This is a genomic window from Candidatus Pelagibacter sp. Uisw_101 (genome assembly GCF_047727615.1).
Taxonomy (GTDB): Bacteria; Pseudomonadota; Alphaproteobacteria; order Pelagibacterales; family Pelagibacteraceae; genus Pelagibacter.
The window spans coordinates 411,163-427,762 of sequence record NZ_CP159821.1 but is presented as its reverse complement, the minus strand read 5'-3'; the positions used below and the strand labels follow the sequence as shown (position 1 = coordinate 427,762).

The window sequence follows — 16,600 nt, the reverse complement described above, 5'->3', positions numbered from 1 at the left end:
TTTGACTTAATTTAATTATTTCTTTAATTAACTTTTATATTCTTTTTTTTAAGAATATCAGTTTCTGGGGTGCTGTAAAAAGCTGAGAATATACCCAAAGAACCTGTTGTATAATCACAACGAAGGGAAAAAATGAACACAATATACTTAGATCAAACTACCACTATAACTATATTACTTCTAACTTCATTAGCTTTTGCTGCTATTGGAATAGTTTATTCAAAAGGTAAAATTTCAATTAACTCATATTTAAATGCAGATAGATCAATTGGTAAAAGATCTTTAACTGCATCGTTAGTGGCATCATGTTTTGGTGTGTGGATTTTAATTGGTCCATCAGAAGCTGCTACTTGGGGTGGTTTAGGTGCTATAATTGGCTATGGCTTAGGTCAAGCCCTACCCTTCTTAGCTTTTATTACTATCGGTCAGCGTATGAGAAAAATTATGCCTAATGGTAATACTCTTACTCAATTTGTTCTAATTAGATTTGGTAAAGCTATGTTTCGTTTAGTTTTATTATTAACAATAATGTATATGTTTGTTTATTTTGCAGCTGAAGTAACAGCGATTGCAAAAGTTGTTAACTTAATGTCAGGGTTTCCTCTTTGGCAAACCTCTCTTGTAATAATTGTTACTACCTTATCTTACACTCTTTACGGGGGGCTTAGAGCTTCAATTTTTACAGATAAAATTCAATTTATTATAATTATGATTTTATTAATATTTGCAATTAATCATATTTTTAATTCTGGGAATAATACTTTTTCTATGGATTTAATTGATGAGAAAGCTGGTACATTAATGAGTGGTAAATATTTTTATGGATATACTGCAGGCTTAACTTTCTTCATTGCAGTTTTTGCAACTAACTTATTTGATCAAGGTGTTTGGCAAAGAGTATTTGCAGCAAAAAGTTCCGATGATTTACGAAAGGGATTTATGTCTGCCTTTTTTATTGTAATTCCATTTATGCTTATTTTAGGTTTCTTTGGAATTCTTGCAGTATCAGTTGATAAAGCAGCAGACCCTAGCACTTTATTCTTTACTCTTTTATTAGAGCCATTTACTGGAATTAATTCTTTGTTAACTATTTCAATATTAATTTTGGTTTTAGCATTAGTGATTAGCAGTATGGATACACTTATTAATGCACTTTCAAGTACTATTGCTATTGAAGGAAATAAGTTTATTAGTTTAAAAAATAAGAATAGTTATCTCACTCTTTCTAAATACTTAATATGCGGCTTATCAGTAATTGTTTTTTTGATCGCATCTAAGGGTTACAGCGTCTTATTTATGTTTTTATTTGCTGATTTATTATGTTGTGCTGCGGTATTTCCTATTTTTTATGGGATGTTCAAGGGTGATGTTGATGAAAAACTTTCTTTAATTTCAGTTATAATTGGACTGATATCTGGATTGCTTTTATTTCCAAATCAAACTTTTGATAAAAGTATTTTAATTGGTGGATTATTTCCAGCTGAAGCATTTCCGATCTGGATATCTACAGCGTTATTATTTTGGTCATTTATTTTAGCAACATTTATACCCATGATTACAGTGATGCTTTTTAAAAAGAATGGTAACTTTAATTTTTCTAAGATTAAAACTTCAATTAAGGAATTGTGAATATTTATAATAATAAAAAAACTTTTTTTTATAAATTAAAAAATAGCTGTAAGAAGGAATGGTCTGAATATACTAATCATAAATTTTTATCTGATTTAGTAATTAATAAACTACCCGATAAAAATTTTAAAAATTATTTAATTCAAGATTATGTTTTCTTACAGCAATTTCTTAGAATTTTAGCTCTTAGTGTTTATAAATCTAAGAGCTTTGAAGAAATTAATAGATCAGTAAATTTTATTAAGGGAATTGATCATGAAATCAAACTCCACATCAATTATTGCAAAAAGTGGAAGATACCCCTTAAGTCCCTTAATAATATAGTAGTCGAGAAAGCTAATAGTTCTTATACTGACTATGTGCTGAGTGTGGGTAAAAATGGAAACAATCTTGACATCTTCTCATGCCTATCAGTATGCATCATTGGCTATGGTGAGATTGGGTTTAATCTTTCTAAAATTAAAAACTGGAAAAAAAGTAAATATAGTTCTTGGATAAAAATGTATTCATCAAAAGAATACCAACAAGTAGCTAAAGACAATATTGATTATTTAGATATTCTCTTGAAAAATAATAAGGGTAAAGAATTAAATACACTTAAAAGAAACTTTAAAAAATCAACTATCCTTGAAAAAAATTTTTGGGAATGTTTTGTTTAAATTTTTAGTTGCTTAAAATTTCTAAAGGTAATGGAGCTTCTGGGTATTTTTCCTTGCAAAGTTTTTCATAATTTTTGCAAAGAGTACTTACCGTATCATGCGCTTCATCTTTAGAATTTAAAAATTTAATTAAAGTATCTCTCTCAAGTTCAATTTCTTTAATATCCTCTCCACTTAAATATTCACCTGTCTCAACTTCCCAGTAAGTATCATTTAATTCTTCAACTTTTAAAGTATTAAGCTTTCTTTGAAGTTCAATAATAATCTCATCATCTATTTTACTATCCTTCATTGGAGAGTTTGCTAATTTTCCTAAACACTTATCTTTAAGATCATCTAAAAAAGTGTTGTAGGGTTTACCTTCAGCTAAACCTTGAAAGTGATTGCTTTCAAAGTATTTACTGATTGCAGCATTAGTTGAGATTTTATTTTTACCTTTTGCAACAGCCACTTGAACATAAACTTCCTGACTGATGTATTCGTTTAAATAAGCTTTAATTTTATCCGACAACATTAGTTTAAAAATATTAAAGAGTTTTTAAAGGATCAACGTAGTTATGTCCAAAAACATCAGCAACTGCTTTGTAAGTTACTTGACCTTTACAAACATTTAATCCTGCAAGCAAATGTTTGTCCTCACTTAATGCTTTAGCATAACCATTGTTTGCAATTTTAACTAGATGTGGAAGTGTTGCATTATTCAAAGCAATAGTTGAAGTTCTTGGAACTCCACCTGGCATATTTGCTACACAGTAGTGAATAACATCATCAATAATATAAGTTGGATCACCATGAGTTGTTGGTTTACTCGTCTCAACACAACCTCCTTGATCAATTGCAACATCAACAATTACAGATCCTCTTTTCATTAATTTTAACATTGGTTTAGTAACTAATTTTGGTGCTTCAGCACCAGGAATTAAGACACCACCAATTAGCAGATCAGCTTCTGCAACTAATTTATTTAAATCAATTTTATCACTTTGTTCTGGAATAATTTTATCACCAAACATTTCAACAAGTTGTTTTAGTCTTGCTTCTGATTTGTCAACGATGTGAACTTTAGCTCTCATACCAGTTGCAATGACTGCAGCGTTTTCTCCTACTACACCACCCCCTAATATAACAACAGTTCCTCCTTCAACTCCAGGAGCACCGCCCAATAAAAGACCTCTACCGTTTTGATTTTTTTCTAAACAATGCGCACCTGCTTGAACTGACATACGTCCAGCAACCGCACTCATTGGTGCAAGTAATGGTAACCTTCCGTTGTCATCTGTTACCGTTTCATAAGCTATACAAACACCTTTAGATTTAATTAGTCCCTCAGTTAATTCTTTAGCTGCTGCTAAGTGTAAATAAGTATAGACAATCTGATTTTCTCTAATCATCTTAACTTCACCTGATTGAGGCTCTTTTACTTTAACAATAATATCTGCATCATTAAAAATATCTTCAGCTTTATCAATGATTTTAGCACCAACACTTGTGTATTGTTCGTTTTCAAAACCAGCTTCAAACCCACCGTTGTTTTCTACTAAAACTTCATGACCTTCTGATATTAAAGTTTTAACACTATCAGGAGTTAATCCAATACGATGTTCTTGTGGTTTGATTTCTTTAGGTACGCCAATCTTCATAACAATATCTCCCTTTTCGATACTTTAATTTTTATTAAAATTTTAGTTTTTTTGATTTTTTTGATAGTTGGTAATACCGGTTCTTAACTTTTCAATAATTTCATCAATATGTTTTTCTTCACAAATGAATTGAGGAGCTATAATTAAACAATCTCCTGTAGCTTTAAAGTTAACACCAGCTTCATAACATGCTTTAAAACATTCAAATCCAGCTTTACCTGGTTTAGTGTTTAGCTTCATGTCTATTCCACCCATCATTCCATATCCTCTAATATTATCTACAGACTCTAGATCTTGAAGAGAGAACAATCCTTTTTGGAAATAAGGAGCTAAATTTTTTGCTCTATTAAAAATATCATCTTTTTCAAAAATTTCTTGCACTGCAAGAGCAGCTGCTACTGCAACTGGAATTCCTGAATAAGTATAACCATGAAATAATTCAACTGCTCCAGTTGGTGAAGCATCCATTACTGCATCATATATATAATCATTACATGCAACAACACCCATTGGTACAACACCGTTTGTTGTAGCTTTAGCCATTGTCATAATGTCTGGAGTTACTCCAAATTCATCTGCACCAAATTTAGAACCTGTTCTGCCCCATCCTGTAATTACTTCATCAAAAATTAAAAGTATTCCGTGTTTGTCACAGATCTCTCTTAGTTTTTGTAAATATCCTTTTGGTGGAACCAGTGTTCCAGTTGATCCAGCAATCGGTTCAACAATACAAGCAGCAATATTTTCGCCACCAAAATTTTGACAAATAGTTTCTAAGTCATTTGCTAAATAGTCCCCTGTCTCAGGTTGACCACTTACAAATTTGTGTTCTGGTAAATGTGTATGTCTAATGTGTTGGACACCTGGCATTAAAACGCTTGCAAACGTTTTAATATTATTCACCATTCCACCAACTGAAATACAGCCGATGTTCATTCCATGATAACCACGTTCACGTCCAACAAATCTAAATCTTTCTGCGTGCCCTTTTGCTCTATGATAAGCAACGGCAATTTTAATTGCAGTCTCTACAGCTGTAGATCCACAAATTGTAAAAAACATTTTGTTTAAATCACCAGGTGTGTGTTTTGAAATTTTTGTAGCAAGCTCAAACGAACCACCAAAACCTTGTTGAAAAGGCTGAGCATAATCCAATGTTTCTAATTGCTTTGTAACAGCTTCTGTAATTTCTCTTCTTCCATGACCCAGTGGATTACAAAATAAACCTGAGCTCGCATCTATTTGCGTTTTTCCATGGTGAGTTTTTAAGTAAACACCTTTTGCTTCTGTAATTAATCTGGGGTTTGCTTTAAAATCTTTATTAGATGTAAAAGGCATCCAATGTTCGTTTAGTGAATTAGGTACTGCAGTTCTATTTTCTGAGCTCATAAGTTTTACTTTGATTTAGTTATATTTCGATTCATAGACTAAATAGTTCAATATAACAAATTGATTTTACTATGCAGAGCACATGTCTGGCAGACACATTTTAAAGAACTAGACCTTTTTCACAAAACTAATAGCAGCACCAATGGTTGTCAAAAATCCAGCTAACGGCAAGATTGCAACTGCGTATTTCTTTGGCATATAATTCTCTTTGAACTCAATACCTTGGAAACTAATTTCAAAATACCACATTTCCCAATACTTTCCACGCATACCCTCTACAAGTTCAAATCCATAAATTATCAGGACTATACCAATTGCCATAATCATAAGTTTCCAGAACTGGCGTATATATAGCGACAGTCTATTTGGTAATTTTTCATAAATTAAATTTAAAGCTATGTGTTCATTGTCTCTGGCTGTCAGAGAAAGTGCTATAAACATCAACCAAATATTACTTAATACTGTTAGCAGATCACCCCAAACAGGAGGGTTATTAAAAACATATCGCATAATTACGTTATAAAGGGTGAAACCAACCATCGCAGCCAAAAGGAGTGAGCACATACCTTCCAATGCACGGTGGATAAAACGGTCAATGTTGTTAAAAAATTTTAACATATCGCTAATTGCTCAATAGGCTTGGAAGAAACATGGTCAACTCTGGAATAACGAGGATAAAAAATAAAAGTAAAAACAGTCCAACTAGATAAGGAATTAACGCAACAGCCACCTTTTCTAGACGCACTTGTGCTATTGTTGCAGCGGTAAAGAACGCGACGCCAACAGGTGGTGTTACTGATCCTATTAAGAAGCCAACTATTACAACGATAGCCGCTTGTATCTCAGGAAAGCCAGCTTGAGCCATAACATTAACTAGTACTGGGCCAACTATGATAATGTTTACCGCGGAGTCCATTACCGTTCCAAGAAGAAAAATGAATAGAATCACAGCTAAAATAAAAATAATGGGGGATCCCGTAAGGCTTAGAAGCCAGTTTTCAAGTTCACCGATTGCACCTAGAGAGGTAAGTAACCAACTGAAAGGTCCCGACGCAGCTATGATAATAAAAACCATTGCCGAATTACGGAATGCCCGACGAAAAGCACCAGTGCAATCTTTCCATTTAATAGTTCGATAAACGAATACACCTGTAAATAACGCAACCATTGCTGTGATAGCACCAGCCTCGACAACCGATGCAACACCACCCATTACTGAACCCACTAAAACCACAGGTATCAGAAGAGCGAACGAGGATCGATAAAATTCCTTACCTGCTCTACGTATCGAAAATGGTTCATCACTGCGCTCGAAGTTATATTTAATTGCGAAGTAATGATTAATTATCATGATCACAACGCCTATCAACACGCCTGGAATAATCCCAGCCGCAAATAGTGATGCAATCGAAAGCTCAGTCGAGTTAGCAAGTACAATCATCATGATACTGGGAGGAATTATGCCTCCTATGGTGGAGCTTACACCTGTAACCGCAGCCGAAAACGCAGGAGGATAGCCAGCTTTTTTCATAGCCGGTAATACTAATGCTCCCACTGTAGCTGTATCTGCTACCACTGAACCATTCATCCCTGCAAAAAACATACTCACAAGAACATTAACTTGGGCCAACCCCCCTCGTACACGTCCAATTAATGACTTGCTTAAGGCTACTAACCTGTCAGTAATCGTGGCACTTGTCATTAACTCACCTGTCAACATAAAGAACGCAATTGCAGTTAATGGAACTGAATCAATAGCATTAAACATTTGACTGGGGATTAAAATAAGGGGTACAGCGTCAGTAAATAGAATATAAACAAATGGTATCAGTATTAATATGAAGCCGATGGGAGCACCTAATAGGATTAGAAAAAGAAGTACTCCAAGTAGAACGATACTTTCCATAGTTACTTAAATGTTATGATTTGTTTTAAGTAAAGATCATCTAGTTCTAAAAATTGAGCTAAATGATCTTTACACAGTTTTTCGTTGAACGATTTAAAGAGCCCCAGCTTTCTCTAACTGAGCTACAAATCCATCCATTCCTTGTTCTAGAAGTACTCTTTTAGCTACCTCTGGTTCAAAAGAACCCTTGGCTTTTACCCAAGCACCGATTGCACCTGCTCTCCATTTAGACATTTCCGCATCAGATGGAACATACCATTCTTTCACAGATGCTTTAATTGCATCTTCTCCATTCTTAATCCAAGCGTTATCTAGCTGGTTTACTTTTTCTCCATAAGCATCAGCTGCCTCGTGTAACCATTTCTTCTCTTGAGAAGATAGAGCATTATACTGCTTTGCATCCATTGCTAGAATATTTCCAGACCACATGCCGCCAATCTCAGTGAAGTATTTTGCAACTTCATGAAGTTTTGCTACATGTTGCCAAGGACTAGCTACATACTGACCTTCAACTACACCCGACTGTAGGCCTGAGTATAACTGGCTCCAATCATAAGGTGTTGGAGTTGCACCCCAATTTTTAACTAGCATGAACTCAATTGGACTCTTAGTAGTACGCCACTTTAGACCTTTCATATCATTAGGAACGTGAACTGGTTTAGTTGCATTTCCAAGCTGCCTGAATCCACCGCTTGAATATACAGAAAGGCAAATATGGCCTGAATTCTCAAGCGCTAGTTTGCACTGTCTTTCTGCAAGCCACTCATTTGATATTCTTTTTGCATCTTCGAGTGATTTGAAAATGAAAGGCAAATCAAAAATTGCTAACTCTGATCCGAAATTACCATAGTTTGCCGTAGAACTAGTCCAAAGGGATATAAGTCCTTGATTGGCTTGTTCACCACATTTCTGTTCAGCACATAAACTTTTCTGATAAAATGGTTCGATTTTCATCTTGCCACCAGAAGCTTTTGCCAAGGCTGGCATCAATGCTTGATCTATGGCGTCACCGATTGGCATACCCAATCTACCAGTAGTTCCGAGCTTAAGAGTTACCTCTGCAAAAGAAGCTTGGGCAAAGAAAGCAATTGCAAACCCTGTGAGTAGTTTCCTACAAATTTTTTTATTAAACATTAATAAATCTCCAGTTAGTTAAATTAAACTTAGAATTAATACCCTAAGTTAAAGTAATCTATATTACTAGATTTTTTTGTAAGACCATTTAATGTCACGGAAATTATGCCAGTAAAAATTTTCCATAATTATTATTAACAAACAAATAGATAAATGATTTATTTGTGGGTTTAAATACTTCAGTAAATAAAGACCAATTGGAGAACCAATTGTTATTCCTGATAATATTTTACAACTTATAATTGAAATTTTTAATTGTTAGAAATGCAGATATGCAATATATTTTGTTTTACATCACGCCTAAATTGAATTTAAATATCGATAATTTAATTAAATTAATAACAGAGGGAATAATAATGAAAAAAATAATTAGTTTTATTCTTGGTACGGTAGTTGCTCTTAACCTATCTATGTCAGTTGCAAATGCAGCTGCTAAAGAAGTTAGAGTTGCATTCTTTTTAGAGTGGCCTACTCCAAATCAGGAAGACAAAGTTAAAATGATGTTTGATAAAGCACTAGGTGTTCCAGTTAAATGGACTAACTTTTCAAATGGTGGTGCAATGACTGACGCTATGTTAGCAGGAGATATAGATATCTCTTACTCACAAGGTTTAGTGCCATTTATTAATGCTGTTAAATCTAAAGCACCTTTGAAACTTGTAGACGTTGCTATGGAATACGGAATGGGTGGTACAACTTGTGTTACATCTAAAGCTTCTGGTATTACATCAGCGAACGGTTCTGAGTTAGAAGGCAAAAAAGTTGCAGTTCCTCTAGGAACTATGGCTGAGTATGTTTTTGATGAAAGTATGAAAGTTGTTGGTGCTGATAAAAGCAAAATGACTGTTATTCAAATGGACCCTGAAGAAGGTGCTGCTGCACTAGTTTCTGGTGACGTTTCAATGGCTTGTTTATTTGGTGGTAACTCTATTAAAGCAGCTTTAACTGTTGGTACAAGATTGTTAACCGTTCAAGCAGCTCGTGATGCAGGTATCAAAGGTATCGATATTACATCTGTTACTGATAAATTTATGAAAGAAAACCCAGGAATGTTGAGAACTTTCATAGAAGTAACTCATGAAGCTAATGCTAGATACGCAGCTGGTAAAAGTGATATGAATGTAATCGCAAAAGATGCTGAGATGAAACTTGGAGATATGAAAGAAACTTTAGGTGGATTTGTATTCTTGAATGCTGCGGATACTAAAAAATCTATGGAATCAGGTGGAACTCTTGATGGTTTCTTAAAAGGAATGGGTACTCCTAACGGAGCAGTAGATACAAGCTTTTTACCTCTATAATTTAGAGAGTAAGATAAAATTAGATAGGCGCCAATTTATTAAATTGGTGCCTATTTTTTTAAATAAAATTTAATATAAGCTTATTTCTATGAGTGATTTAATTTCTCAAAATCTAAACATGATCTTTAAAACTCCGAAGGGAGAAACTGTTCATGCACTAAAAGATGTAAATTTCACACTTAAAAAAGGAGAACTTTTAACTGTTCTGGGACCTTCTGGATGTGGGAAAACAACTTTATTGAATATCACTGCAGGGTTTCTTAGGCCAACCTCAGGAGTAATTACTCTTAATGGAAATGAAATTAATGGTCCAGGGGTTGAAAGAGGAATGGTTTTTCAACAAGGTGCTTTATTTGAATGGTTAACAGTTGCTGAAAATGTGGACTTTGGTTTGAGAATGAAAAAAGAAGATCCAATTAAAACAGCAAAAAAAGTTGATGAATGGTTAAATATAGTTGGTTTACAAGGCTTTGGAGATACACCAACTTATCAATTATCTGGGGGTATGCAGCAAAGAGTTGCTCTTGCACGATGTTTAATTAATGATCCAGATTTAATTTTGATGGATGAACCTTTGGGAGCACTAGATGCCCTAACAAGAGAAAAGATGCAGTCATTAGTTTTAAAAATTTGGAAAGAAACAGGAAAAACAATTATTTTAATTACCCACTCGGTTGAAGAAGCATTGCTACTTGGTGAAAGGTTATATGTAATGGCACCAAGACCGGGTCGTATACATAAAGAATATAATCTGCCCTTTGCTACAATGGGGATTGATGGTGATTTAAGAGAAATAAAAAAGACAAAGGACTTTGGAAGTAAAAGAGAAGAGATTCTAACCATGATTTGGAACATGGAAGAAGAGATCATGGGCAAAGATATTTAATATGCTAACAGGGATTATAACATTTTTAATTATCTTCGCCGTTATAAGTTCTATTCTTTATGGATTAAAATTAGCCAAGACCGAAAAAATAGATGCTGTTTTTGGGAACCCTGAAAGAGCCAAAGGTGGAGCTCACTGGATTATTGTTGGAACTAGTTTTTTATTAATAGCATGGCTTTATTATTCATGGGATTTAGCAAAGTCTTTTTATCCCCAGTCTGCTAATGAACTTTGTCAAGTCGCAAAAGTAAATGACTCAATGCTTTCATTAAAATATTTATTTCCAATTGAAGAAAGAGAATTTAAAAGTACATCAATTATTAGAAGTGAAAACAAAAACATAGAAAAATTAGCTAATGAAATTAGAAATTCATCGGCGATAAGAAATCAAGATAAAGATAAGCTTTTAGGTTTTATTAAAAAAACTAAAAGAACGATTCCATTGTTAACTAATGAGGACCTTCTTGAAAATGAAACAAAAATTAAAATTAGTGAACTAACTAATAGAATAGCTTGGTTAACAGAAGATTTTCAAAAGATAAGTTATCCACCAATAAAAAGTATTGAGGAAGAAAATGCGAGAATTGAAGCTTTAAAAATACAAGGTGGATGGGGATCTTCTGGAACCGCTGTAGAAAATACAATAGAAATTCCAACTATTCCTGAAACTAAAAAAGGATTAAAGTTTGATGCTGCAGCAAAAGAATTAACTTTAATTAGTGATGATTTTTTCAAATTAAGAAATCATAATTCACAATACAAAACTTTGATGAAAGAAATCAAAGATGGAATAAAAAAATATAGATCAGAGCTAGATGACACACAGGAGGTGGCATCAATATTAGCAAAAGATGTACTTAAAATTGCAAGAAGAATTGAGTACGCGAGCATATTTCCTCCAAAAACTCTTGATGCTATGCAACAAGCAATTTTAGAATTTGATGTTATTCAAAAAAAAGAACAAGGAAGTCTAAGATTAATTGATATATTTTTATTTCCTACTGGAACAATAATTTCAAGTGGTCCTAATTGTTCAGAGCAAGGTTCTGGTAGATGGCTACCCAAACCATCAGATACTTTGAAAAAATTTACACTTTTATTAAAACCAAGTATTGGATTTAAAAATATTCCACTGATTTGGTATGAAATGATGGATGTTAGTAAAGTTGTTGGCTTTATTTTACCAGATTGGATTGCAGATATTATCCCTGGTAAATACCCAGTTCATAGCAATGATGGGACTGTAAAACCAAATTTTAAAAGTAAAGTTTTTAATGTTGTTACTGGTGAATTCAAGTTATTCAAAATACCAGTACCTATGGGTCACATATGGGATTCTTTCCTAAGAGTATTTTTAGGCCTAGTGCTTGGAATAATATTTGGTGTACCACTTGGTTTGTTGATGGGTTTAAATAGGTTTGCTAAAGGGTTCTTTGATCCATTAATTGAACTTTATAGACCAGTTCCACCACTTGCTTGGGCTCCATTAGTTATTACTGTATTTGGAATTGATAACGTTGGAAAAGTATTCTTACTATTTATGGTTTCTTTTTCGATTATGATCATCTCTGCAAGGGCTGGTGCTTCTGGAACTCAATTATCTAAAATTCATGCTTCTCACTCGCTTGGTGCATCGAAATGGCAAATATTAAGATATGTTATTTTTCCAAACTCTTTACCTGAAATTTTAACAGGAGTAAGAGTTGCAGTTGGGATGTGTTGGGGAACTTTAGTTGCAGCAGAATTTTTAGCTGGAACGACAGGCATTGGATTTGTTGAAAATGTTGCTAAGAAATACTTCCAATACGAAGTTATTTGGATAACTATTTTTGTAATGGGTATGCTTGGTCTTTTATTTGACATTGCTTTAAGAAAAATAATTACCAAAACTATTCCTTGGCATGGTAAAGGTTAAAAGGTTAATAGTTTTATTGATCCATTTTTATATTTAAATTCAGCTTTATTTTTTGAAATAAGCTTCATTGATGTAAAACCGTCAAATTTATTAATAAATTTATCTAATTTTTTTCTACTATTTTTACTCATTTTCATTCCAGGAGCGTTAACTCCTACATCGATAATTAATTCAGCACCATTTGCAAAAGCATTTACGTAACTTGATAAAACTTTACACTTTCCTATCATTGCCTCAGTTACCCATATTGGTTTATTAATATTTTTAATTTTTAATAATTCTGCAAATTCATCTACCCAAAATTCTTTATCACATTTACCATCAGGGGTGCTTATATGGTGAATATTAGCTATATCAAAATTATCTTTAATTTTTGGTAAAACTGATTTCCAAAATTTTTTATTTTTTGGAAACATGCCTGCTGCACCAGCCATAACAATAATGGAATCTTTTTGTTTTTCTTTTATTAATTTTGATGAAAAATTAAAAATCTCTATGAAATCATCTTCATTTCCTCTAAAAAACATTTTAAATTCTGGTTCATTCATTATTTCCCAATAAATAATTGGTTTAGTTAATTTTGGCATATCATTATTACCGTCACCATCATATCTATCCACTAAAGCTAAAAGAAAAGTTTTGTAACTTTCCATTGAACATGGTTTGCTTAAATATTTTGCAAAGCGCTTTCCAAATGGACTTCTTCCTTTTTTCCTTTTACAAGATTTTTGTTCCCAATTAGCATATGGCCAAATTGTAGCTATTATAATTTGATTATGTTCTTGTGCATAAACAACATACTCGTCAGCTTCTTGCCAAGAAAAATTTCCTTGTTTTTTTTCAATTTTATTCCATACGAATGGTCCTGGATGAGGTCTTACCCACTGATCATCTTTACCTCTCATTCTTTCATCAAAAATTTCTGTTAATTCACCAAATCTAGATTCTGCAAAAGAAATTTTGCATGAAAAGAATAAAAGTAATAATAAAATAAAAAATTTTTTATTAGGGCTTTCCACCACCATCTCCTGGTCCGCCTGGTCCGCCTGGTCCGCCTGGTCCGCCTGGTCCGCCTGGTCCGCCTGGTCCGCCTGGTCCGCCTGGTCCGCCTGGTCCTCCCATCGCTCCACCAATAGCTCCACCAATATTTCCCATTGCGCCACCCATGCCACCCATGTCTCCTCCCATGCCACCCATGTCTCCGCCCATGCCGCCCATGTCTCCGCCCATTGCACCTTTCATACCACCTGCGTCTCCAGCCATAGCTCCAGCCATTGCACCACCCATTGCACCGCCCATAGCTTCACCCATTGCACCGCCCATAGCTTCACCCATTGCACCTTTTCCCATGCCACCAATATCCATAGCTCCACCCATTGCAGTAGAACCCATTGCTGATGCTGCTGCACCTTGGGCTGACATTGCAGCCCCCATAGCTGCGCCTGCTAATCCTGAGCCAGCTTCATTTCCTGCCATTGCTGCACTTGCAACAGAACTCATTGCCATACCTGGATCTATACCTGTACCCATTGCGGCTGACATTTGTCCTAAATTCATTCCACCTTGCATCATTCCACCCGGCATACCTACGGCAGACATTGCTTCTGCATCCATTCCAGCGGTTGGATCTCCCATCATTTCTCCCATAGTAGCTCCGGATGCCATACCCATGCCTTTAGCCATTTCAGGATTCATAGCTGCATTCATATCCATTGCACCCATACCTGTCATACCACCAGTCATAGCAGCCATACTCATGTCGCCACCTTCCATACCCATAGCTCCACTCAAGTTAGTCATTCCAGCACTTCCCATTGCAGCCATCGTTCCTTGATTAACTAATCCTGTTTGCATCATGTCACCCATCATTCCTGCTGACATATCTCCTGAAGCAGCCAAAGTAGCCATTCCTTGAATAGCTTCACTTCCTAATCCCGCAACACTAGTAGTCATTACAGAAGTTACATCTAAACCAGCCATTCCAGCTGCTCCCATACTTGCTACCATTCCTGGCGTCATTCCAGTTGCTGTTGCCATTGCACCCATTCCTAAAGTATTCATAGCTCCTGCATCCATGCCAGTCATACCTGTCATACCTGCCGTCATTTCAGCTTCAGTAAAAGTAGTTCCCGGAGCCATTGCTGAACCTGTTCCTGTGCCTACACCTAAACCATTAGCTATGCCAACAGCAGTCATTCCTTCTGGAGGTGCCATTGCTCCTGGTAATCCACCAGCCATTGTTGGTTTAGCCATAATCATTGCTCCCATCATCATTCCTGCTTCTGAAATATCTTCTGGCATTTCAAGTCCTACAGGTGCTTGAGTTGCCATACCAGCAGCTAAAGAACCTTCTGCATTTCCAACTTGAACAGCTGTTTTAGCTTCTGGGCCTTTACCTGAAATTGCAACACTTATCATACCTACAGCTCCAGATAACTCTGAAGTAATACCAGCCTCAGGTGATGTAAAAGCAGCATTTAAAGTTTCTCCAATTTTATCCATACCCATATCTGACATTGCTGCACCCATTTCCTCCATTCCTGAAACTCCAGTCATGCCTTGACTTAAATCAGCCATTCCATCAATTCCAACTGATGCTCCCATTGATCCCATCATTTCTTCTCCCATTCCCTTGCTAGTCATAGTCGCACCAATTGCACCCGTCATAGTTCCAGACATTGCGCTAAAGCCTTTTGAAAATCCTTCTGGTTTTGCTTGTAAACTTTCTAATGCAGATGTCGCCGCTCCAACTGGAAGTGCACCTAAAGCACCTGCCATCATAGCTGGAGCCATACCCATCTCAGCAACATTCATTGAGGCAAAGCTTCCTGGTTCAAAAGTATTCACATCAAAAGTCCCCGCACCTGAAACAGCGGTCATATCAACCATTCCGGAAGCTGCTAAACCTTGTATTGCAGTTCCTATTCCCATTCCCTGTGAATCAAGAGCTCCCATCATTCCTTTTGTATCAAATCCTGCATCTTCCATCGCTGCCATCTGGCCCGCCATTTTTTGAACAGCCATAACTTTTCCAACTCCCATTTGACCTGCTATACTAGATAACGCTGCCATTTCAGCTGGTGAAAAATCTTCTGCAAAATTTATTCCCTCCATATCTAAACCTGTAGGACTTAGTATGGCACCTAGCGCCATATCTGTAACACCTTCAACTAAAGACATAGTTTGTATTGCAGCAGACATATCTCCTGCTGCCAAACTTTTTGTAGCAAAACTCAAGGCACTTTGTGCTTGAGCTATTGACACGTCTAATGCAGAGGCCATTTCAGATGTAGCCTCACTTAAAGATCCTGTTGCAGCTGCAATATTTGCAGTTACAGTTGATGTGTCAGCTGCCATTTGCGTAACTGCAGCAGCAGCTGATGAACCAGCAGCTTCAGAAATTCCTGACATTTCAGCAACATCATCCATTGCTTGAGCAGTTGTAACAAAAGTTAAAAATAATATTAAAGTAATTTTTTTTAAATTTTTATTTATCATTGATTAACTTCTCCTATTTTCTTTTGAGCTTCAATTGTTGCAGCTCTTTGAGCATTTACTTTTGCAATAGCTATTTGTTTTTTTATATTAGCCAAGATTGCTGCTCTATCTGCAATTTCAGGATCAATTTTAGCTTTTAATTTTTTCTTTTTTTTCTTTTTATTAAGTTTATGTGCTTTTATAAGCATTTTACCAGTAGCCCAGAACTTCATTACAGCTTCTGAAGTTGAAGCGTTAGGAGAAATCTTAAGACTCATTCTCATAGCTTCTCTTCCCTTTTTTAAACCTTCCAAAGTTTCAACACTTGCTTTTTTGTCATTTAACATTTCATTATAATAGGCTTCAAAGTAAGCCATATCCCTGATCATTAAATGTTGGTATTTATTAAGACTACCCTTTCCTTTAACAAAACGTGCATAAACTTTTTTTCCTGCTGTCGCTTGTCTAGACTTACTTTTTTTAGCTGTTTGTTTTGAAAACATACCCTTAGGGTAATTAACTTCTTCATAAATGAAAGCTTTAGGCCTTTCTTCTAATGGCCAATCTTTCATTTTTTCAAATTTCTTACAATAAATGCAATCTTTTTCTTTTTTATCTTTTTTTTTGGCAGCCTCTACATAAGAGGACGAGAATATTAAACAGG

14 protein-coding genes and 1 riboswitch are annotated in these 16,600 nt (G+C 35.1%); of the genes, 5 read left to right on the top strand and 9 right to left on the bottom strand.

Annotated elements, in window-relative coordinates; genetic code table 11:
• Positions 1-55: 55 nt before the first annotated feature.
• A riboswitch (TPP riboswitch) is annotated at positions 56-145 on the top strand.
• Together ABXT48_RS02235 and ABXT48_RS02230 are read left to right on the top strand one after the other, a co-directional pair.
• Complete coding sequence (locus ABXT48_RS02235) at positions 133-1,629, top strand: sodium:solute symporter family transporter (RefSeq protein ID WP_415286857.1); 1,497 nt, start codon at positions 133-135, stop codon at positions 1,627-1,629. (Overlaps the previous riboswitch by 13 nt.)
• Positions 1,626-2,288: a TenA family protein gene (locus ABXT48_RS02230; protein ID WP_415286856.1), complete on the top strand. Its 663-nt coding sequence runs from the start codon at positions 1,626-1,628 to the stop codon at positions 2,286-2,288. Before ABXT48_RS02235 ends, ABXT48_RS02230 begins: the two co-directional genes overlap by 4 nt.
• Before the next feature lie 4 nt (positions 2,289-2,292).
• On the opposite strand, the gene ABXT48_RS02225 is transcribed toward ABXT48_RS02230, so the two are convergent.
• From ABXT48_RS02225 to ABXT48_RS02200, 6 genes are all read right to left on the bottom strand, one after another.
• Complete coding sequence (locus ABXT48_RS02225) at positions 2,293-2,802, bottom strand: hypothetical protein (RefSeq protein ID WP_415286855.1); 510 nt, start codon at positions 2,800-2,802, stop codon at positions 2,293-2,295.
• Positions 2,803-2,815: 13 nt separating this feature from the next.
• The gene (gene ald, locus ABXT48_RS02220; RefSeq protein WP_415303126.1) at positions 2,816-3,928 is read right to left on the bottom strand and encodes an alanine dehydrogenase; all 1,113 of its coding nucleotides are present in this window, start codon (positions 3,926-3,928) and stop codon (positions 2,816-2,818) included.
• A 42-nt stretch (positions 3,929-3,970) separates the two neighbouring features.
• Entirely contained in the window at positions 3,971-5,317 is a 1,347-nt protein-coding gene (locus ABXT48_RS02215; RefSeq protein ID WP_415286853.1) for an aspartate aminotransferase family protein, read from the bottom strand.
• Between the two features lie 108 nt (positions 5,318-5,425).
• On the bottom strand, positions 5,426-5,935 hold the full coding sequence (locus ABXT48_RS02210; protein WP_415286852.1) for a TRAP transporter small permease: 510 nt from the start codon (positions 5,933-5,935) through the stop codon (positions 5,426-5,428).
• A 4-nt stretch (positions 5,936-5,939) separates the two neighbouring features.
• Positions 5,940-7,223 carry a TRAP transporter large permease gene (locus ABXT48_RS02205; protein ID WP_415286851.1) on the bottom strand — a complete coding sequence of 428 codons (1,284 nt, stop codon included), beginning with the start codon at positions 7,221-7,223 and terminating at the stop codon, positions 5,940-5,942.
• Between the two features lie 93 nt (positions 7,224-7,316).
• Positions 7,317-8,357 carry a TRAP transporter substrate-binding protein gene (locus ABXT48_RS02200; RefSeq protein WP_415286850.1) on the bottom strand — a complete coding sequence of 347 codons (1,041 nt, stop codon included), beginning with the start codon at positions 8,355-8,357 and terminating at the stop codon, positions 7,317-7,319.
• Positions 8,358-8,713: 356 nt separating this feature from the next.
• Here ABXT48_RS02200 and ABXT48_RS02195 point away from each other — a divergent pair, with 356 nt between their 5' ends.
• From ABXT48_RS02195 to ABXT48_RS02185, 3 genes are all read left to right on the top strand, one after another.
• Positions 8,714-9,658: an ABC transporter substrate-binding protein gene (locus ABXT48_RS02195; protein ID WP_415286849.1), complete on the top strand. Its 945-nt coding sequence runs from the start codon at positions 8,714-8,716 to the stop codon at positions 9,656-9,658.
• Positions 9,659-9,746: 88 nt separating this feature from the next.
• A complete protein-coding gene (locus tag ABXT48_RS02190; protein ID WP_415286848.1) occupies positions 9,747-10,544 on the top strand; it encodes an ATP-binding cassette domain-containing protein in 798 nt (265 codons plus the stop codon).
• Position 10,545: 1 nt separating this feature from the next.
• Entirely contained in the window at positions 10,546-12,459 is a 1,914-nt protein-coding gene (locus ABXT48_RS02185) for an ABC transporter permease subunit (RefSeq protein WP_415286847.1), read from the top strand.
• On the opposite strand, the gene ABXT48_RS02180 is transcribed toward ABXT48_RS02185, so the two are convergent.
• From ABXT48_RS02180 to ABXT48_RS02170, 3 genes are read right to left on the bottom strand one after another with little or no spacing between them, the layout of a single operon-like run.
• Positions 12,456-13,478 (bottom strand): hypothetical protein, encoded by a 1,023-nt coding sequence (locus ABXT48_RS02180; protein ID WP_415286846.1) that lies wholly within the window; start codon positions 13,476-13,478, stop codon positions 12,456-12,458. The genes ABXT48_RS02185 and ABXT48_RS02180 overlap by 4 nt on opposite strands.
• The gene (locus ABXT48_RS02175) at positions 13,465-15,957 is read right to left on the bottom strand and encodes a hypothetical protein (RefSeq protein ID WP_415303124.1); all 2,493 of its coding nucleotides are present in this window, start codon (positions 15,955-15,957) and stop codon (positions 13,465-13,467) included. The genes ABXT48_RS02180 and ABXT48_RS02175 overlap by 14 nt, the downstream gene beginning before the upstream one ends.
• Entirely contained in the window at positions 15,954-16,508 is a 555-nt protein-coding gene (locus tag ABXT48_RS02170) for a hypothetical protein (RefSeq protein ID WP_415303123.1), read from the bottom strand. Before ABXT48_RS02170 ends, ABXT48_RS02175 begins: the two co-directional genes overlap by 4 nt.
• Positions 16,509-16,600 lie beyond the last annotated feature (92 nt).